This window comes from Sphingobium sp. AS12 (assembly GCF_019097845.1).
Taxonomy (GTDB): domain Bacteria; phylum Pseudomonadota; class Alphaproteobacteria; order Sphingomonadales; family Sphingomonadaceae; genus Sphingobium.
On sequence record NZ_JAHRGM010000020.1, the window covers coordinates 49,516 to 69,630 of the forward strand.

Below are 20,115 nucleotides of genomic sequence, written 5' to 3' on the forward strand. Positions count from 1 at the left end.
TGCGTTGACCTAGCTGGCGCGGGAGAGACATGGGAATGGTTATAAGTCATGGATGATCCACACATCCCTGCGATCAGCCTGGCGCGTCGAGCGCCAACAAATCCTGCTCCTCTGGATGGCGATCAAAATAGCCGGCGACGAATTCGCATAGCGGCACGACCTTCAATCCTTTCTCCCGCACGTCCGCCAACGCGCCGGCGATCAGCTTGCTGGCAATGCCTTGCCCTTCGAGCGCCTCAGGAACCTGCGTGTGCGTGAAGATCAATGCGCCATCGCGCCGTTCATAGGCCGCAATAGCCGTGCCACCATCGACCTTGAGTTCATAGCGGCTCTCGCCTTCATTATCGCGGACGTCCTGCGTCTCAGCCATGGTCGGTTCCTCTTTCTTTCGGGTCATATGCATCGGCGATTTTCGCAGAGCCGGTCGATAGATCGAACAGATGGACAATGGCGCGGTTCCGCTAGAGCTGTCTGCTGACGAATGCGGCGTGGCCTTTGCGTTCCGATGCCGTGGCAGCCACAAGCCTTGCTGGAAAAACCGGGCTGCAGCGCTCATGAACAGCAGCTTCACCCGTCATTCATCGCAACATGCTATTTCATGCCCTGTCGCTTCTTCCCCCTTTGGAGCGGCACCTCCCTGAACTTCGGTCCCGCCGCGAGCCTTGCTCTGGCGGGGCTTTTTTATGCGTCCCCTGCTTTCATCACGATCGCCTTTTGGGTGTCACCTTGATGATTGCTTGTCTCCACGCGACCACCCATAGGGTCCAAATGGACCAAGAGACTTCCGAGCTCATCATGCGTGTCATTGCGCGCGCGCCGCAATGGCTTCGCCACGACCTGTCGTCAAAGGACCTCAATGCCCGTGGACGGGCCGAAGAAACGCTTGTCGCCATGATCGTCGATGCGCTGTCGCACGGAACGCCGCAGGAGCCGGAAGGTTAAGCTTCGCGTGGGCCCCTCCCATGGAGCATCTGTTTCGATGGGACGCCTTCTCCTCCCTGCCCTGCTTGTCGCCGCTGTTCCGGCCGCAGCCTGCGCATCGAACAGCGAGCAGCTGACCATATATTGCGACGGCGGTCGAACCTTCCTTGCCAAGATCAGCCCGGATGGCGCGCTCGTAACGATCGGGAGGCGGACGGTCGCGCTCAGGCCAAGGGACTCATCGCTTGGGCGACGGTTTGAAGCAACAGGCGCTGCCCTGATCATAGATGGCGAGATAGTCGCTTTGGTACTCGATAACGATATCGATTTTCGAAACTGCCGGGTGAACCCGCCTGGTTCCCAGCTTCGGAACGCCGGATGAACTCGTCACCAGCCTGATCTCTCCTGTTTCGAGTGGTGGGAAACAGACATCTGCATCTCTTTGATCGTCCCCGATTCGGAATGCGAACACGGCGAACAGCGACCGAATGATTTGGCGATTTCGATTCGGGCATCGCCCCTCGATTTTCTCTCGCGCTTAATATTTTTTGAACTCACGATCGCGTTGCGAAACGATTCAGGGAATTCATGACGTTGGATCCGTCGGATGCCCCAAGCAGGACCTCGTTCACCCCGAAACATGCGCTCGACTAACTTGACAGTCCGGGGAGTCATGGAGAACAGAAAGGGAACACACTGTTAGACCGATGAGACCAAGGAATGCCCCGCAATGCCATCCTCGAGGATTTGCGTTCGTCGATCGCCCATGTGACGGGCGATGGGTGCCGTCATGGCGTCCATCCTTTCGGCCTTGACGACATCGACGATCATCTGCCCGGAAATGGTCTTGCAACCGGCGCATTGCATGAGGTTCTGGGCTCTCTCGACATTTGCGACGACGCAGCCGCAACGATATTCATCGCAGGCATATTGGCGCGCATGGAAGGCCCGGTTTTCTGGTGTCTGCGCTGGCGCGATTTGTTCACCCCTGCCCTCGACCTTGCAGGCCTTCATCCTGACCGCCTGACCATCGTCGAGCCTGGCGATGACAAGGGCGCGCTGATCGCGATGGAAGATTGCCTGCGCGTGGCTGGCATCGCCGGCGTTGTGGGCGAGGTCTCAAAGCTCTCGACGACCGCGTCGAAACGGCTGCAGCTTGCTGCAGAAGGGTCCGGGGTGACCGCGTTCATCCTGCGTCGCGCCGCGAAAGCTGATGCGCTGCTGGAGGGCTCCGCAGCGCAGACACGATGGCGCGTTACGGCGTCCCCCAGCGAGAATCTGGGCATCCCTGCCCTTGCCCGCCCGCGCTGGTCGGTCGCGCTCGAGCGCGTCCGCGGCGCAGAACCTAAAAGCTGGATAGTGGAGGCCTGCGATGCGCAGGGTCGTCTCGCTCTACCTGCCATACTGGTCGACAGACCGGATCAGCAGGAAGCGTGGCGTATCGCCGTCTGAGGCGAACGCAGCGCCATCCCGGCCGCCGCTTGTCACGGCCATAGAATCGCACGGTCGCAAGCTGATCGCGGCGGTGGACGTGCTTGGCCGCAGCCTTGGCATCACGCCCAGCATGAGCGTCACCAAGGCAAGGACCCTGGTGCCCGATCTTGACGTGCTCGATGCAGACGAAGCGGCCGACGCGCAAGGGCTTGAGCGGCTCGCCTTGTGGGCAGGGCAGCGCTACGCCCCCTTCGTCGCGGTCGATTACCCCGATGGCCTATGGCTCGACATCAGCGGATGCAGCGAACTGTTCGGCGGCGAGGAAGCGCTGGTCAAGGACCTGTTCCGCCGGGTGAACGGCTCGGGCCTTACAGCACAGATCGCTGTTGCTGACACGGCAGGCTGCGCGCATGCGGTCGCGCGCCATGTCCCTGCCGGTCGCCCGGTTATCATTGTTCCTGGAGACCAGAAGAAGGCGGTCGGCCTCCTACCCCTTGCCGCCCTGCGCATCCCGGCAAAAGTGGCAAGCGATCTGCACAAGATGGGCTTCACCCGGATCGAGCAACTCATTGCCGAGCCGCGCGGTCCCATTGCGCGCCGCTACGGACATGAACTCTACCGCCGCCTCGACCAGGCCCTTGGCCATGCGCCAGAGGCGATGGCCCCGATCTTCCCGCCGTCACTGCCCCAGGCGCGCCGCGGGCTTCTTGAACCCATCGGTACGGCCGACGCCATCGCGAAGGTCATCGGCGATCTCACCGACGACATTTGCGCTGCGTTGATGCGGGACGGTACCGGCGCGCGGCGCCTCGACCTCCATTGCGAACGGGTCGATGGCCAATATCAGTCCGTCAGGATCGGGATGGCATCTCCTACAAGGGATGCCCGGCATCTGACAAAGCTCCTGGTTCCCAGGATCGAGCGGATAGATCCAGGCCTTGGGATCGAGACCATGATCCTGATCGCGCCGATCGTCGAACCACTCCGCAGCGCACAGACTGATCTTACAGGCGATACGCATCGCGGCCCGGACCTTGGTGCCCTTATCGACGCGCTGGCGAACCGTTTCGGCCGTGACCGGCTGTACGGCACGACGCCCTGCTCGTCCGCCATGCCCGAACGAACGGTCGAGCGCACAATGGCGCTGCGCGAGGGCGCGGATCGGCGCTGGAACGCTGTCCTGCCGCGCCCGGGCCGCATGATCGAACCGCCCGAGCCGGTCCAGGTGATCGCAATGATGCCCGACCATCCGCCGGCCCAGTTCGTCTGGCGGGGCAAACGCCGCAAGGTCGTCCAGGCCGATGGTCCCGAACGCCTCCAGGGCGAATGGTGGCGCGCCAAGGGGCTGGAAGCCGACAGCCCCTATCTTGTGCGCGACTATTTCCAGGTCGAGGTCGAGGGCGGCGGGCGCTACTGGCTGTTTCGCTTGGGCGACGGCCAATGGTCGTCGACCGGGCCGATGGCCTGGTTCATCCATGGCGCCTTCGCATGAGCCTTGCCGATCAGCGCTATGTCGAGTTGCAGGTGACGAGCCATTTCAGCTTCCTGCGGGGTGCATCCTCGCCTGAGGAACTCCTGACCGCCGCCGCCATGCTGGGCCTGCCGGCGGTCGGCATCGTGGATCGCAACAGTCTGGCGGGATTGGTGCGCGCCTGGGACGCTGGCCGTTCGACGGGCGTGCGCGTCATCAACGGCTGCAGGCTGGATCTTTACTGTGGCACTGGTCTGCTTGTCTATCCGACCGACCGCACAGCCTATGGCCGTCTCTGTCGTCTGCTGACGCTCGGCAAATCGCGCGCCGGTAAAGGGGGCTGCGAACTCCATTGGGATGATGTCGCCACGTGGAGCGAGGGGCTGATCGCCATCCTCATCCCCGATAGCGACGACGCAAAAACGCAGGCGGACCTCGTCAGCGTCTCATCCATCTTTCAGGAACGCAGCTACCTCGCGCTGACCCTGCAGCGGCAGCCCGGCGACGCGTTACGGTTGCGACGGCTCACGCAGATGGCACAGCAGGCGCGCGTCGCAACAGTGGCCACCGGCGATGTCCTCTACCACATGCCCGAGCGCCGAATGCTGCAGGATGTTATGACCTGTATCCGCGAGAAATGCACGATCGACGATCTGGGCGAGCGACGCGAGCAGATGGCCGACCGGCACCTTAAGGACGCCGCCGAGATGGACCGGCTGTTCGAGCGCTATTTGGGTGATACAGGACCAGTTCGGCGAAGTGTCGCCATCGCCGAACAATGCCGCTTTTCCCTTGAAGAGTTGCGTTATCAATATCCTGATGAAATCGGCAAAAGCGGGCGCACGCCACAGCAGGAACTTGAGCGCCTTACCTGGGCAAAAGCCCCTGCCCGCTATCCAGACGGCATCGACGACAAGACAAGGGCCCAGCTGGAGCATGAGTTGCGTCTCATCGCCCAGCTTGATTACGCACCCTATTTTCTGACGGTCCACGCGATCGTCAATTTTGCGCGCTCGAAAGACATTTTGTGCCAGGGCCGGGGATCGGCCGCGAACTCGGCGGTCTGCTACTGCCTTGGCATCACCTCGATCGATCCGGTGCGCACCGAACTGCTGTTCGAACGGTTCGTGAGCGCCGAGCGACGCGAGCCGCCCGATATCGATGTCGATTTCGAGCATGAGCGGCGCGAGGAGGTGATCCAATGGATCTACGAGACCTATGGCCGCAACCATAGTGCGTTGACTGCCGTGATCTCCCGCTTCCGTACCAAAGGCGCGATCCGTGAGGTCGGCAAGGCGCTTTGCCTGTCGACCGATGTCACAGACGCGCTGTCAGGACAGGTCTGGGGCTGGAGCCGCGAGGGTGTGCAAGACCGCCATGTCGCCGAGCTCAATCTTGATATGACCGATCGCCGCCTTGCCCTCACGCTGGAGCTGTCGCGTCTGCTCATGGATACGCCGCGCCATTCCTCGCAGCATCCCGGCGGCTTCGTGCTGACCCGCGACCGGCTCGACGAGTTGGTGCCGATCGAACCTGCCCGCATGGATGATCGCCAGATCATCGAATGGGACAAGGATGATATCGACCTCATGGGGTTTATGAAGGTGGATGTACTGGCCCTGGGGATGCTCAGCTGCATGCGACGCGGCTTCGATCTCCTGCGCGAGGAGAAGGACATCCACCTCGACCTCGCCACGATACCGGCCGAAGACCCGGCAACCTATGCGATGATCCGCAAGGCTGACACGCTTGGCGTCTTCCAGATCGAAAGCCGGGCGCAGATGGCGATGCTGCCCCGTATCAAGCCAAGGACATTCTATGACCTGGTCGTCGAGGTCGCCATCGTGCGGCCCGGCCCCATCCAGGGCGACATGGTCCACCCATATCTAAGGCGCCGCGAAGGCAAGGAAAAGGTCAGCTATCCCAGGCCGGAGCTGCGCCGGGTCCTTGAAAAGACGCTCGGCGTCCCGCTCTTTCAGGAGCAGGCGATGCGGGTCGCCATTGAGTGTGCCGGGTTCACCGCCAGCGAGGCGGACCTTTTGCGGCGGGCGATGGCGACGTTCAAGCTGACCGGCGGGGTCAGCCATTTTCGCGACAAGCTCATCGGCGGAATGGTCGAGCGCGGCTATGAGCAGGCTTTTGCCGAACAGACCTTCAAGCAGATCGAGGGCTTTGGCTCCTATGGTTTTCCCGAAAGCCATGCCGCAAGCTTCGCGCTCATCGCCTATGCCTCCTCCTGGCTTAAATGCCATCATCCAGATGTCTTCTGTGCGGCGTTGTTGAACGCTCAACCCATGGGCTTTTATGCGCCAGCCCAGATCGTGCGCGACGCACGCGAACATGGCGTTGAGGTCCGCCCCGTCGATGTGAACCATAGTCGCTGGGACTGCACGCTTGAAGTGGGGAACCGGCGGTACAAGGCCGTGCGCCTTGGGCTGCGTATGGTCCGCGATCTTGCCAATCCAGACGGCGCGGCGATCGTCTCGGCCCGTGGCGCAGAGCCCTATGCTTCAGTCGAAGAAATCCAGCGCAGAGCCGGCGTGGGTGCTGGCGCTCTCAACCGGATCGGCGACGCTGATGGCTTTGGCTCGCTCCAGCACAGCCGCCGCACTGGCCTGTGGGATGTGAAAGGGTTGCGCGACAGCCCCCTGCCCCTTTTTGCCGCGGCAGACGAGCGCGAGGGAAAGCTCCGCGCCGAAGCGGTCGAACCCGAGGTCGCGCTCTCGCCGATGGCGGAAGGCCAGGAGGTAGTGGAAGACTATCGCAGCTTCGCGCTATCGCTCCGCGCCCATCCGGTAACCTTTCTCAGGGAGGATTTGGCAGCGAGGAAGATGGTCCCGTGCGCGGCGCTTTCTGACATCCGCGATGGTCGCTGGGTCAATCTTGCAGGGATCATCATGGTGCGGCAGCGGCCCGGCTCTGCCAAGGGTATCATGTTCATCACCATCGAGGACGAGACCGGGATCGCAAATCTTGTAGTGTGGACCAAAGTGTTCGAGGCCAATCGCGGCACTGTCCTTGGCGCATCCATGCTCGGCGTGCGCGGTCAGGTCCAGAAAGAAGGCGAGGTCATTCACGTTATCGTCCAGCGGCTAGAAAATCTGTCGGGGTTGCTGGCAAGTGTGGGGGAACGGAGCGATCTTTCCAACGTCTTCCGCCCGGCGCGCGGCGATGGCGCGAAGAGTGGCGGCGGACCTGATCCTCGAGACCCGGACAGCAAATTGCTCGGTCGAAAAGCGCGTGAGATATACATCCCTGACCTGCGGCTGGGATCAGGCATCATGCCCGGGCAGCCGACCGAAGGCATCAAGGTGAAGCCAAGGGATTTTCGGTGAGAATGTCAACATCGACATCGGCTCAGACAAAAATCGGAGGGCGTGATAGAGCAGTTTTGCGAGATTTCTCGTCGCCAGATCTGCTTGATTAGCCTTTTGTAGCTGCCGACCCGCGCGATCTAATCAGAACCCGAAACGGAAGCCTACCGGTGTCGACCCTTCAGAGACATTCATGACCGAATTTCTCGTTCTCGCTTCCAGTCAGTCTACTTCTTCACGTTAGCATGGGTTAGAGGTGCTGCCTGGCGACGGTCTTCATGGTGTCGGTGATGGCCTGAAAGGTTGGTGTATGACGCCCCAGACAAGACCGGCACCAGCAAGATCGAGAAATCCCTGGGTGTCGCGTCGGTTGCAAAACAGGCCTGCCCTGGCGCAACTGAACAAGGCGTCAATCAGGGAATATGGTGATGCCTATTGTGGCGGTGAGGCCGAGAAATCACTGCGCAAGGTTGCCGTGAAACAAAGGCAGCGAGGAAATGCTGGCAGGCACCGCTTTTAACAGGCAGGTCCAGGAAGGTCGGTGCTTTCAAGCTCACCTCTTGAATGAAAATCACATTCGATCCATCTGACCGTCGCACAGTCTGCCATATGAGAGAGCAAAGACCCATGACGACCGACACCGTGAGCGCCCCTGAAACGCATGCTTTCGAGGCGGACGTTTCAAAGTTGCTGCACATGATGGTGCACTCGGTCTATTCCGACAAAGACGTATTCCTGCGCGAGTTGATCTCCAACGCGGCCGACGCGTGCGAGAAACTGCGCTATGAGGCAATTTCCAATCCGGCCCTGTTCGGCGCTGATCCCCAGCCGCGCATCACGCTGGTGCTAGACAAGGAAGCCGGGACAATCGTGGTCGAGGACAACGGTATCGGCATGAGCGCCGCCGACATGGGGGAGACGCTGGGCACGATCGCGCGGTCGGGGACCAAGGCCTTCATGGACAAGCTGACCGCTGACAAGAATGGTGAAGGCCAACAGTTGATCGGCCAGTTCGGCGTCGGCTTCTATTCCGCTTTCATGGTGGCGGGGAACGTCGACGTCGTGTCGCGGCGTGCGGGAACCGATGAGGCCGCCAGCTGGTCGTCGGACGGCCTCGGAACATACACGATCGCGCCAGCCGACACCGCAGAGGCGCCTGCGCGCGGCACGCGCGTGACCCTGCATCTGCTGGACGATGCAAAGACCTACGCCGAGCGTTACACGGTCGAGCGGATCGTGAAGGCGCAGTCGGGCCATGTCCCCGTGCCCATCTTCATCAAGGAGCTGGGTAGCGAAGAGGAAGAGCGCCAGGTCGCTGATGGGGCGGCACTTTGGACCAAGGCGAAGTCGGACATCAGCGAAGAGGATTATGCAGACTTCTACCGCAGCGTCGCGGGACAATTCGACAAGCCCGCGCTAACGCTCCACTATCGCGCGGAGGGGCGGCACGAATATTCCGTGCTGACTTTCATTCCCGAAACCAAGCCGTTCGACCTGTTCGATCCCGACCGCAAGGGTCGGATCAAGCTCTATGTCCGCCGTGTTTTCATCACCGACGAGGCGGAAATCCTGCCTCGCTACCTGCGCTTTGTGCGGGGTCTTGTGGACTCCGCCGACCTGCCGCTCAACATGTCGCGCGAAATGATCCAGGACAGCCCGGTCTTGTCCGCGATTCAGAAGGGCGTGAGCAACCGCATCCTGTCGGAACTGGACAAGATCGCAACTAGCGATGCTGACCGCTATGGCGCGATCTGGGAGAATTTCGGAGCGGTGCTCAAGGAAGGCCTCTATGAGGATTTCGAGCGGCGCGCGCAGTTGCTGGGCCTTGCCCGGTTCAAGACCAGCACGTCGAACGGTCAGTGGCGCTCGCTCAAGGACTATGCTGCGTCCCTCAACCAGACCGCCATCTATTATGCGACGGGGACCGATCTCGATCGCATCGCCCAATCGCCGCAGCTCGAGGGTTTCAAGGCGCGTGGGATCGAGGTTCTGTTGCTCCCCGACCAGGTCGACAGCTTTTGGACGACCGTTGGTGTGGATTATGACGGCAAGCCCTTCAAGTCGGTGACCCAAGGCGCGACTGACCTTAGCCTAATCCCGCTGGCTGAAGGCAGCGCAGCGGCGGACGCGCCGAACGAGGATGTGAGCAGCTTCATTAGCTTTGCCAAGAAAGCTTTGGCCGACCAGGTGTCCGACGTTAGGGTGTCCGATCGTTTGACGACCAGCGCCGTCTGCATCGTCGCGTCAGAAAGCGCGATGGACCTGCAGCTCGAACGGATGCTGGCAGCGGCCGGGCAGGTCCCCGAGCGGGCAAAGCCAGTGCTGGAGGTCAATGCCGGCCATACGCTGATCGCCAAGCTCGGCCAGACCGGGGCCAGCGACGAAGAGCGGAGCGACCTCGCGTTCCTGCTCCTCGACGAGGCGCGCATCGCCGAAGGTCAGCCACCCGCCGATCCTCGCGCTTTTGCGGAGCGGCTGGAGCGATTGATGGCGAAATCGCTGAACTGACGGACCATTGCCCGACAGCGAGGTTGGCGCCTGTCCAAGGCCGGGCCGTAAAAAGCTCGGCCGGAGGCGGGAATAAGGATACCATCGCTTGACCCCGTAATGGGAATGGTCGGCACCGGCAGTCATGGCAGCGTCAAATGCCTGACCTCAGCCGTTAATCTGCCTTCCTGGGACGACCCTTTATGGTCATCCGACTGCCAATTTATCCTGCGCAGGTCCTGACTGTCGTCTGTGGATGGCTCCCGCGTTGCAAGTGTAAAGTGATGATCTGACGTTCCGTCGGGTGCAGTCGTCTGTCCGGCCTGTTGATGCAGTCGGTGTAGACTGCTGGCCCTGATGGGGTTCGCGAACAACGTCCGATCGGGTTTGCAGGCTATGACGCCTATGACAGTCCTTGGGTTGTCCTTGCTCCCGGTCCGACCGGTTTTGCCATCACATCCTTCGCTCTCACAACCTCGTAAAGTTGATCTCCTCAGCCAAGCTCCTGATCTATGCTGCCGCCAGCATAGGCGCATGCCCGCGTTCGAAGACACCGCCGCGCGCCATGACCGCCCATGCGATCCGCGCCATCTTGTTAGCGATGGCGACCGAGGCGACGCGCGCAGGCTTTCTGGCGAGCAGAGCGACAAAGCGCGGATCGACCGTGTTGGGTTTCTGCTTGATCAACAGCTGGCGCACGCGGTGCAGCGACAACGCCGCCTGCTGCTCGCGCGACTTGATGGGCACGAACCGCATCGTTTGACGTGTGACCGCTTCGCAGATCGCTTCAGCGTCGGCGGCATCGTTCTTACCGCGCTTCACATAAGGCTTTACGTAAGCCGGTGGCATCAGCCGCACCTCATGACCCAGCCTGGTCAATTCGCGCGCCCAGTGATGCGACGTCCCGCAGGCCTCGGCGCCTACTAGGCAGGGTGGCAGCTTCTCGAAGAACGGCAGCATCTGCGATCGCCGCAGCGCCTTGCGAATGACGACCTCACCGGTTGCGCTGAACCGTGAACCTGAAAAACGTTCTTGGCCAAATCGAGGCCGATCGTGCTAATCTCCATGGCGGGTGGCTCCTTCTCGGGTTGCATGACAGCAAACCCATCTTGGCACTTAGATGCCGTGAGCGGGAGCCATCCACCTCATCCGGTATTTGAAATACGACTAGAAAACGGACCTTGCCTGTCCACCAATTCTACGAAAATTGGCGTCCCTACGCGCGCCATGTAGCCGATGAGGCGGCTGCGTCGTTGACAGTCGATGCAGCAAGTTATTTCAGCGCCTGACCCGTATATCCTCATTCTGACCGGCACCGGGCTGATGATAGCGCTGGTCGCATGGCTCCCCCTGGTCCTCAAGCGGCTCCCCCTGTCCCTGCCGATCGTCTGCATCGGGATTGGCGTCATTATATTCTCAATGCCGGCAGTCACGCTGCGGCCCTTGCCTCTCACCTACCCCGAGGTGACCGAGCGCTTCACTGAGCTGGTTGTGATCATTGCCCTGATGGGAGCCGGCCTAAAACTTGACCGACCTTTCAGCTGGGGAAAATGGAATATCACCTGGCGCCTGTTGGCTGTCACTATGCCGCTGGGCATCCTGGCTATCACGGCCATCGGCGGGTGGTTTCTCGGCCTGTCGTGGGTAGCGGCCTTGCTACTAGCGGCCAGTCTGGCACCCACCGACCCCGTGCTTGCCTCCGACGTTCAGGTGGGCCCGCCCAAGAGTGGCGAGGAGGACGAGGTGCGTTTCGGACTTACCTCCGAGGCGGGGCTGAATGACGGCTTCGCATTCCCGTTCGTCCATCTCGCCATCGCTCTGGGATTGGCGGCAACGACTGGCGAGCCCTGGGCGGCACAATGGCTAATGCACAATGTCCTGTGGGAAATTTTCGCAGGCGTTCTGGGTGGCTGGCTGATCGGCCGTCTGTTTGGGTGGCTCACCTTCCACGTCCCTGCCGACACGAGATTGTCAAAGACCGGCGACGGATTGGTCGCGATCTCCGCGACGTTCGTGTCCTATGGTCTCACCGAGCTCCTGCACTGTTATGGCTTCCTGGCCGTGTTCGTAACCGCGCTAACGCTGCGGCGATCTCATCGAGATCATGAGTTCAATCGGCAGATGCACGATTTAACCGAGCAGGTGGAACGGCTGGCGATGATGGCGCTGCTTCTGTTATTTGGCGGCGCGCTTGTGAGTGGCCTGTTCCGTCCGCTTCAGTGGATCGACGTGGCGGCGGCGTTGGCGATCCTGCTGGTAGTTCGGCCGCTATTCGGCATGATAGCTCTGGCGAGATTCAAGGCAAGTCAGTCGGAGAAGAGAACAATCGCTTTCTTCGGGATCCGGGGCGTGGGATCATTCTATTATCTCGCGTACGGTCTCAACCATCTGCAGATTGATGAGGGAGCTCGACTATGGGCGATTGTGGGTTTGGTGGCTTTGCTCTCAATCCTGCTGCACGGCCTGACAGTCACTCCCGCCATGCGGATGCTTGACCGACGGCATGGGCGTGACCCGGACGGGAACGGTTCCGCTGCTCTTTGACTTGCCGGTCGCCAATCGACCCTTATGAGACATTCATGATCGACTTTTTCGTTCCCGATTCCGGTCAGTCTGTTTTTTCATGTCGCTACAGGATAGAGATGTTGCTCGGCGACATTCCTCACAGCCTCGGTCATGGCCTGAAGGGCTTGTGCATGGAGACGGGATACTGTCCAGAATAGCGGGACGTCCATTGTGTCTCCGGGTACTAATTCAACCAAGTTACCCGCGTCGATATGCGGTTGCGCCAAGGCCTTTGGTTGAAGCCCCCAGGCAAGACCTGCGCAGGCGAGATCGAGAAATCCCTGTGTCGATGGAATCCAGTGCGTTGGTGCATTCAGATCCGCGCCGAAGGCGGCGTTAGCCCACCTTCCTTGAAGCCGGTCTTTCCTGTTGAAGCGCATGACTGGCGCTATGTTAAGACTGTCCCCGTCGATCCCGTTCGGGAAATATCGAGCGACAAAATCCGGGCTGGCACAAGCGACATAGCTGAGCGATCCCACTGCAATCGTTCTGCATCCGGCGACGGGTTCCGGGTCGGACGAGACAACAGCAAGCACTTCGCCGGTCCGCAGACGATCGGCCGTGTGCCCTTCATCCTCAAGCGTCAAATCCACCAGCATGCCGGTCGTTCGGGCAAAGTCCGCCATGGCATATGGAAACCATGTCGCAAGGCTGTCCGCATTGACCGCAATGCTCAGAGATGGACGGGAGCTATCCTGCTTTCCATTGGCAAAACTCATCGGAAGGTCTGCTTCAAGCAGACGCACTTTGTCGAAATGTGAACATAGCTCCCGGCCCTGCTCTGTCGCCGTACAAGGTTGCCCACGAACGACGAGGGCAATCCCCAACCGCTCTTCAAAACCCCTGACCCGCTGCGATACCGCCGAGGGGGTGATCTTGAGCAGAGCGGCGGCTTTTTCGAAGCTGCCTTCGCGCACGACGGCAGCGACAGCCGCAAGGGAGGAATAATCCAGCATGATGAAGCATTGCTTCATCGAGATTTGAATAACAAGTTATACTAAACCACGCATATGCTGGATATGGAGGGAATGACTGACATATTTGCTCCCTTTCTCTCTGGATTCCTGCTGTCCGCCGCATTGATCATGGCAATCGGCGCCCAGAACCTGTTTGTGCTGCGACAGGGGCTCAAGCGCGAGCATGTCGGGCCAGTCGTCCTGTTCTGCGGCAGCGCAGACGCTCTGCTAATAGGGGCGGGCGTTGCAGGCGTCGGTGCCTTCCTGGCAGCTGTCCCGCAATTGACGCTCTTTTTAACAATCGGCGGCGCAGCCTTTCTGGGCTGGTACGGCTTCAAAGCATTGCGACGCATGGCCGCACCGGAGGCTATGGCGGTAGCCTCAAACGGCAGCATCAGCCTTGGCAGGGCGATTGCCGCGACAGCTGGCTTCACCTTTCTCAATCCGCACGTCTATCTTGATACGGTCTTGCTGATGGGCGCGGCAGGGTCGGCTCAGCCCGCTGCCTTGCGGCCGATCTTTGTCGCAGGGGCCGTTTCAGCCAGTTTCACATGGTTCGCCGCGCTGGGCTACGGTGCCCGTTTGCTTGTGCCGCTGTTCGCCCGTGCCATGGCCTGGCGCGTGCTGGATGCTATCGTGGGGATCACCATGGTTTGCCTCGCGGCATCCTTGCTGATGCGCACCTTAGCCTGACGGGTCGCGCCATGTATCGGCCTCCCGCTTTCCGCGAAGATCGCATCGAAATCCTCCATCAAGCGATCGTCGCCTATCCGCTCGCCATGCTCGTGACATCGGGCGCTTGTGGTATCAGCGCCAACCTCATTCCTTTCACGCTGCAGTCCGACGCTGGCGAAAGAGGGGTGCTGCAGGCACATCTGGCGAAGGCAAATTCGCAGCTTGCGGACCTTCGTGCGGGCGCTGAAGCGCTGGTGATCTTTCAGGGACCACAGGCCTATGTCTCGCCGTCCTGGTATCCCACCAAGCGGGTGCATGGCAAAGTCGTTCCAACCTGGAATTATGTCATGGTGCAGGCGAGAGGGCGGCCGGCCATCATTGACGACCCCGACTGGCTTAGGGTGCAGATCGATGCTCTGACCGGGCAGCAGGAGCAATATCAACCCGAGCCATGGTCCGTCGCCGATGCGCCAGCATCCTATATTGAGGGCCAGCTTAAAGGCATCACCGGCATCGAAATCGCGATCGACCGGATCGAGGGTAAGTGGAAGGCCAGCCAAAACCATCCGGCCTCGAACAAGGCTGGCGTGATTGACGGATTGATGGCCCAGAACTCACTCTCGCCGATGGCTTTGATCATGCACAGCCTAGCCGACAGCAAGGCATGAAATCCTCACCCGTTCAGGCGAATTACGTCGAATGACCCATGGTGCCAATGCACCTCTTCGCTATCATTTTTCTCTCATCGTCGGGAACGCTGCATGACACGCTGGCCGCTCATTTCTTCCGCCGTTCTACTCGCCATGGTGATGGTCGCGCGTGGAGACGCCGTGCCAACAAAGAAGTCGGCCTGGAATGGCACAGCGGCAGCCACCTATCTGGACAATCGCCTCACTTGGTGGCGTCAATGGCCCAAGGCCGAGCGGGACCATGGTACACGCTGTGTATCCTGCCACACCTCCTTGCCCCATGTCCTTGCGATGCCATCGCTCCGCAACCAGTCAGGCAAGCAACAGCGAAGCATCGATGAGATGGGAATGTTCGATGACGTGGTGAAGCGGGTCTATCTCTGGGATGAAGTAGAGCCATTCTATCCCGACCAGACACGCGGCGTACCCAAGTCGGCGGAATCGCGCGGCGTCGAAGCCGTACTTAACGCGCTAATACTGGCGACGCGGGATCAGGAACGCGGCCACCTTGGACCGGACACGCGACAGGCCTTCGCCAACATGTGGGGCGTGCAGATGAAGGCGGGCGATCAGAAGGGCGGCTTTACCTGGCTCAACTTCCGGCTGGAACCCTTCGAGTCTCCGACCGCGACCTATTGGGGGGCGACACTAGCCGCGCTGGCTGTCGCGCGTGCGCCGGACGGGTATGCCGCCGATCCGGTGGTTGCTCCGCAGGTTGATGCACTTCGCGGCTATCTGCGCACAGGCATCGGCGGCTCGCTGTATTCCCACGCTCTCATCCTGTGGGCCGACAGCCAGCTTGGCGGCATATTAGCTGCGGATGAGCGGAACAGGATCGTTTCGGATCTGGTCGCTTGCCAGCAAGCAGACGGCGGATGGAATTTACCAAGCCTGTCGACCTGGCAGAGGATCGACGGCTCTAGCCTTCCGCAAGAGAGCGACGGATATGCCACTGCCATAGTAGCGGTCATTCTACGTGAAGCAGGAGGCGTGACCAGCGCCGCCGCGCTCATGAAGGCGCAGACTTGGCTGGCTGCTCATCAGGACAAGGACGGCTCTGTAACGGCAAAGTCGATCAACAAAGACCGCAAGCCTGGGACGGACGCCTATCTCTTCATGACCGACGAAGCGACAGGCATGGCTGCATTTGCCATGCGCCGTTAGAGATCGACAGGCATAGGTCGACCCTTTGGAGACGTTTAACGGGCAAATTCCGATAATCAGTTGCGGTCCGTCCGCTATTCCGTCGGTGTTGTTATTGGCGGAACATATTGATCGTATGGTTTTGGTTGGAGAGTTGCGACGCCTCACAGCGCTCGTTCGCCAGTATACGACGCAATTAATTGGGATCAATTTTGACCGGTGGTCGAAGCACTCGGCACTCGTGAATTTGGACTTGCCTGTTGGTGGCAACCTGGCAGCATAGAGCAACAAGTTGGGCGAACAGCTGCCAGGTATGCGCGTTACCGGGCGCCATCCGACTTTTTGATCGGCGCGGCGGAGGTTGGCTTACGGTCTCAGCCCGTCCGTTTTCAAAACGTCGTATCTAAATTTGTCTGAAAATTCACATAGTGGCAAAGAACATAGTTGAACCCGCGTCGCAGCCGTACGTTGTCGTAATTCCTTCTAGCAGGGTGAACGGCATGTTGAACGCTTTCAAGTCTCGCTCACTGGCGACATCTGCGCCCTTGGCCACGGGCATTCTCCCATGGCAGCCAAGGGGCGTCGCCGCGCTCGTCAATCAGGACGCGTCAGAAGGAAACGTTCATGACAGGGCATCGCGCGCGGTGCTGCTCGACCGCATCGCATCGCTGCTGGAGCAACCGCTGCTGGCTCCAATGGGTGCCGATGAGGCAGCGAAGACGAATGCATTGCTAGTGCCTGGCGACGCGCTTGAGGAAGGTGCGGCTACGGAGGCAGGCATTTTCGATCGAAGCGACATTCTTGGAGGGGTCGTGCCGGCTTTCTTTATCGGCACGAAGGGCATTGCGCATGGTCTAGTCGATGAAAATGCCCAGCGACCCCAGGAGTGGTCTTTTGAAATGGCCAGGCTCTTGGGCGATGCCGCTCTGCCAGGCTATACCGCCTTCAGCCATTCGGATGCGGCCAAAGCTGGTCGCCTCCTCCTTGCCAAGGGGCCGGTGCGGATCAAAGACGTATGCGGCAAGGCCGGCCTCGGCCAGGCCGTAATACGTAGCGAGGCCGAGCTTGACGCTGCCCTTGCTCTTGAAGATGCCGACGATCTTGCCCGCTACGGCATCGTGCTGGAGGAGAACCTCGCTGACGTGGTGACCTACAGCGTCGGCGTCGTGGAACTTGGTGGTGAAACCATCAGCTACTGGGGCAGTCAGAACCTCACCACTGATCATCAGGGTCGCGAAGTATATGCCGGTTCTGATCTGTTCGTCGTGCGGGGAGGCCTTGCCGCTCTGGCGAAGTTAGACCTCCCTGAACACGTTACCCAAGCAGTGCGCTGCGCGGCGATCTTCGATAGGGCGGCGCATGCCGCCTATCCTGATATTATCCTGACCCGGCGAAATTACGATGTGATTGAAGGCACCGACATCCATGGTGATCGGCGCATCGGCGTGCTTGAGCAATCCTGGCGGGTAGGGGGTGCAAGCGGCGCGGAGATTGCGGCTTTGGAAGCCTTTCGCGCAGAGCCCAATACGACGCAGGTGCGATGCTCGACGGTTGAGGTCTATGACATTGTAACGCTGCCCGCTGGCGCGACACTTTACTATCAAGGCGTCGATCCGGTCGTCGGTGCAATGACCAAATACGCTATGAGGTACGCATGAGCGACCCAAGTGAGATTGACGAAAATGGGGTGGCCCTCACGGTAGAAAAACAGAAGGTAGTTGGCACGCTACTGCAACCGGAAGTGCCCGTCCCTGGCGTTCTATTCATACACGGGTGGGGTGGCGACCAAGCCGAGGATCTGGGACATGCCGAGGCGCTTGCGCGGCTTGGATGTGTCTGTTTCACCTTCGATCTTCGTGGGCATGCCGATAGTGACGCTGACAAGGAGTGGGTAACACGGCAGGACGGACTCAATGATGTGCTCGCCGCTTATGATTACCTCGCGGCGAACCCACTTGTCGACACGAATGCAATTGGCGTCGTAGGTACGAGTTACGGTGGTTACCTGGCTATGTTGCTAACAGCGCATCGTCCAGTGCGATGGTTGGCTATGAGGGTGCCTGCCCTCTATCCTGACGATGATTGGGATATGCCCAAGGCGAAGCTTAATAAGGATGTCGTGCGGGCGTACCGTGAACAATCCCATGACGCTGGCGCGGACCGCGCCCTATCAGCCTGCGCAAATTTCTGCGGCGACGTGCTGATTGTCGAGTGTGAGAAAGACGAGCAAATTCCCCGCGAAGCCATAATCTCGATGCAGGGTGCGTTCCGTCGAGCCAACTCACTCACCCATCGCATCATTCACGGCGCTACCCACGCCATGCGCGATAAGAACCACCAGCGAACCTATGCAACCCTTTTAACTGGTTGGATAGACGAAATGGTCCGGGCAGTGCGACTGACAATCTGATTATTACAGCCAATACTTTGGTTGGGACCGTAATGTCGGCGAGCGCGACCAACCGCTGCTGCGCGGACCTGATATCGCGCAGCAACCGAACCGGATCAAGCCCCTCCTGCATGATCCGGAGCCGTTCGGGTAGCATTATTCGTTCGCGGATCGTCGAACAGGCGCTGGCACGGCGTTGCAGGAGAGTGATAACGCTTGTGGACGCGGGCGCCATCTGGGCGCTTCACCGCCGGCTTGAACGATGGCTGTCAATCGGCGTGCAAACGGGACCCCCTGTCAGGATGGCGGAACGTTGATGTGACGGGCTTCCTTGCGCTGCGCGCGGCGTAGGGAGGGCGTAGCCCGACCGGAGGCGCGCGCAGCGCAAAACATCTTCTAATTGATCGCTGCTGGGGCGGATCAGCTGCGGTTTTTGAAGCGCCAGCTGTCATTGCCGGTCTCGACAATGTCGCAATGATGGGTGACGCGATCGAGGAGCGCGGTTGTCATCTTGGGATCGCCGAACACGGTGGGCCACTCGCCAAAGGCGAGGTTGGTGGTGATGATGACACTGGTCTGCTCATAGAGTTTGCTGATCAGGTGGAACAGCAACTGGCCGCCCGATCGAGCGAACGGCAGATACCCCAGTTCATCGAGCACGATGAGATCGAGGCGGGATAGCTGGGCGGCGAGAGCGCCACTCTTGCCGATCCTGGCCTCCTCTTCGAGGCGGGTCACCAGATCGACCGTGTTGAAGTAGCGGCCTCGGGCGCCGGAGCGCACTACATTGGCGGTGATGGCGATGGCCAGATGGGTTTTTCCTGTGCCTGTGCCGCCGACCAGGACGATATTGCGCCGTGCGGGCAGGAACGCGCCGCTGTGCAATGAACGCACAAGCCCCTCGTTGATCGGGGTACCCTCGAACCGGAAGGCATCGATGTCCTTTACGACTGGCAGCTTGGCAGCGGCCATCCGGTATCGGATCGACGCGGCATGACGATGCGTCGCCTCCGCTCGCAGGAGGTCGGTCAGTATCTCCATGGTGGTGCGCTGGCGCTGAAGGCCGGTGGTGACGGCATCGTCGAACGCGCCCGCCATGCCTTTGAGACCAAGGCCGCGCATGGCCTCGATCATATCATGCCGCTGCATCGAAGGTCCTCAGCTGGTCGTAACGGGCACAGTCGGCGATCGGGGGATGGCGCAAGGCGCTATCCTCGGAGGTGATGATCGTTAGCGGACGCGGAGGCTCCCGGCGTCGTGCCAGGATGTTGTCAACGGGCACCGAAGATTCCGCAAAAGTGGGCATCTAAAATTCCCTCGTTTGGCGGGAGGGTTTGTGTCGGTGATCAGCCGTGATGGAGATCGGGCTTTTCCTTTGCTGGCAGGCGGCCGCGCCGTTTCGGCAAGGGCGGTGGGTTGATGGACGGTGCCATGCGCGCATGCTCAGGCAGCAGGTCGGCGTGCTGTCGCATGCGATAGCTGGAGCCCTCGATCTGGACGACCACAGCGTGGTGAAGAAGGCGGTCGAGCAGCGCGGTGGCCACCACCGGATCGCCAAAGACATCACCCCATTCGGCGAAGCCGCGGTTGGATGTCAGGATCATGGCACCCTTTTCGTATCGGGCGTTGACGAGCTGGAAGAAGAGATTGCCGCCGCCGGGCGTGACGGGAAGATACCCGATCTCGTCGACGACGAGCAGGGAGGATCGGCATAGGAAGCGGATCTTCTCACGCAACGTGCCCTCGCGTTCAGCCTTGGTCAGTGAAGCGATCAGATCGGCGAGCGGGATGAAGTAGACGCTCTTGCCCGCCTTCACGGCCTCGACGGCAAGGGCCGTGGCGATATGGCTTTTCCCGGTACCGGGCGGGCCCAGCAGATGCACCACCTCGGCCCGGTTGATGAAGTCCAGGCCAGCGAGCGCCAGGATGCGGTTCCGGTCGAGCGATGGCTGGAAGGAGAAGTCATATCCGTCCAGCGTCTTGATGATCGGCAGCCTTGCCATGCGCAGGGCTGCCTTGATCCTGCGGTTCTCCCGGAGCGACAGTTCTTCGTTCAGCAATATGTCGATGG

General features: G+C 60.5%; 15 protein-coding genes and 1 pseudogene. 11 read left to right on the forward strand and 5 right to left on the reverse strand.

The window, feature by feature from the left end:
- Positions 1 to 73: 73 nt before the first annotated feature.
- Positions 74 to 571, reverse strand: coding sequence for a GNAT family N-acetyltransferase (locus tag KRZ98_RS24025; RefSeq protein WP_368389802.1), 498 nt, complete (start codon positions 569 to 571; stop codon positions 74 to 76).
- A gap of 224 nt (positions 572 to 795) precedes the next feature.
- Here KRZ98_RS24025 and KRZ98_RS07895 point away from each other — a divergent pair, with 224 nt between their 5' ends.
- From KRZ98_RS07895 to htpG, 5 genes are all read left to right on the forward strand, one after another.
- Positions 796 to 942, forward strand: coding sequence for a hypothetical protein (locus tag KRZ98_RS07895; protein ID WP_217673105.1), 147 nt, complete (start codon positions 796 to 798; stop codon positions 940 to 942).
- A 699-nt stretch (positions 943 to 1,641) separates the two neighbouring features.
- Positions 1,642 to 2,373, forward strand: coding sequence for an ImuA family protein (locus KRZ98_RS07900; protein ID WP_217673089.1), 732 nt, complete (start codon positions 1,642 to 1,644; stop codon positions 2,371 to 2,373).
- Positions 2,294 to 3,847, forward strand: coding sequence for a DNA polymerase Y family protein (locus KRZ98_RS07905; protein WP_217673090.1), 1,554 nt, complete (start codon positions 2,294 to 2,296; stop codon positions 3,845 to 3,847). Before KRZ98_RS07900 ends, KRZ98_RS07905 begins: the two co-directional genes overlap by 80 nt.
- Entirely contained in the window at positions 3,844 to 7,161 is a 3,318-nt protein-coding gene (locus tag KRZ98_RS07910; protein WP_217673091.1) for an error-prone DNA polymerase, read from the forward strand. Before KRZ98_RS07905 ends, KRZ98_RS07910 begins: the two co-directional genes overlap by 4 nt.
- A gap of 606 nt (positions 7,162 to 7,767) precedes the next feature.
- The gene (gene htpG / locus KRZ98_RS07915; RefSeq protein WP_217673092.1) at positions 7,768 to 9,648 is read left to right on the forward strand and encodes a molecular chaperone HtpG; all 1,881 of its coding nucleotides are present in this window, start codon (positions 7,768 to 7,770) and stop codon (positions 9,646 to 9,648) included.
- Positions 9,649 to 10,299: 651 nt separating this feature from the next.
- Here htpG and KRZ98_RS07920 read toward each other — a convergent pair.
- A pseudogene (locus KRZ98_RS07920) lies at positions 10,300 to 10,694 on the reverse strand (IS110 family transposase); the annotation flags it as partial.
- A gap of 196 nt (positions 10,695 to 10,890) precedes the next feature.
- On the opposite strand from KRZ98_RS07920, the gene KRZ98_RS07925 reads away from it, so the two are divergent.
- Positions 10,891 to 12,171 carry a sodium:proton antiporter gene (locus KRZ98_RS07925; protein WP_217673093.1) on the forward strand — a complete coding sequence of 427 codons (1,281 nt, stop codon included), beginning with the start codon at positions 10,891 to 10,893 and terminating at the stop codon, positions 12,169 to 12,171.
- Between the two features lie 77 nt (positions 12,172 to 12,248).
- On the opposite strand, the gene KRZ98_RS07930 is transcribed toward KRZ98_RS07925, so the two are convergent.
- Positions 12,249 to 13,148: a LysR family transcriptional regulator ArgP gene (locus KRZ98_RS07930; protein WP_217673094.1), complete on the reverse strand. Its 900-nt coding sequence runs from the start codon at positions 13,146 to 13,148 to the stop codon at positions 12,249 to 12,251.
- Positions 13,149 to 13,220: 72 nt separating this feature from the next.
- On the opposite strand from KRZ98_RS07930, the gene KRZ98_RS07935 reads away from it, so the two are divergent.
- From KRZ98_RS07935 to KRZ98_RS07955, 5 genes are all read left to right on the forward strand, one after another.
- Positions 13,221 to 13,841 (forward strand): LysE/ArgO family amino acid transporter, encoded by a 621-nt coding sequence (locus tag KRZ98_RS07935; protein ID WP_217673095.1) that lies wholly within the window; start codon positions 13,221 to 13,223, stop codon positions 13,839 to 13,841.
- Between the two features lie 11 nt (positions 13,842 to 13,852).
- A complete protein-coding gene (locus tag KRZ98_RS07940; protein ID WP_217673096.1) occupies positions 13,853 to 14,491 on the forward strand; it encodes an FMN-binding negative transcriptional regulator in 639 nt (212 codons plus the stop codon).
- A 93-nt stretch (positions 14,492 to 14,584) separates the two neighbouring features.
- Positions 14,585 to 15,676 (forward strand): hypothetical protein, encoded by a 1,092-nt coding sequence (locus KRZ98_RS24030; protein WP_254798197.1) that lies wholly within the window; start codon positions 14,585 to 14,587, stop codon positions 15,674 to 15,676.
- 524 nt (positions 15,677 to 16,200) lie between these two features.
- Positions 16,201 to 17,313, forward strand: coding sequence for a DUF3182 family protein (locus KRZ98_RS07950; RefSeq protein ID WP_217673097.1), 1,113 nt, complete (start codon positions 16,201 to 16,203; stop codon positions 17,311 to 17,313).
- A complete protein-coding gene (locus tag KRZ98_RS07955; protein WP_217673098.1) occupies positions 17,310 to 18,065 on the forward strand; it encodes a S9 family peptidase in 756 nt (251 codons plus the stop codon). The genes KRZ98_RS07950 and KRZ98_RS07955 overlap by 4 nt, the downstream gene beginning before the upstream one ends.
- Positions 18,066 to 18,464: 399 nt before the next feature.
- On the opposite strand, the gene istB (KRZ98_RS07960) is transcribed toward KRZ98_RS07955, so the two are convergent.
- Both istB (KRZ98_RS07960) and istB (KRZ98_RS07965) read right to left on the reverse strand, forming a co-directional pair.
- Entirely contained in the window at positions 18,465 to 19,193 is a 729-nt protein-coding gene (gene istB / locus KRZ98_RS07960) for an IS21-like element helper ATPase IstB (protein WP_011950770.1), read from the reverse strand.
- A 197-nt stretch (positions 19,194 to 19,390) separates the two neighbouring features.
- Positions 19,391 to 20,115, reverse strand: a 725-nt coding sequence (gene istB, locus KRZ98_RS07965) for an IS21-like element helper ATPase IstB (RefSeq protein WP_217673099.1), incomplete at its 5' end; no start/stop codon positions are given.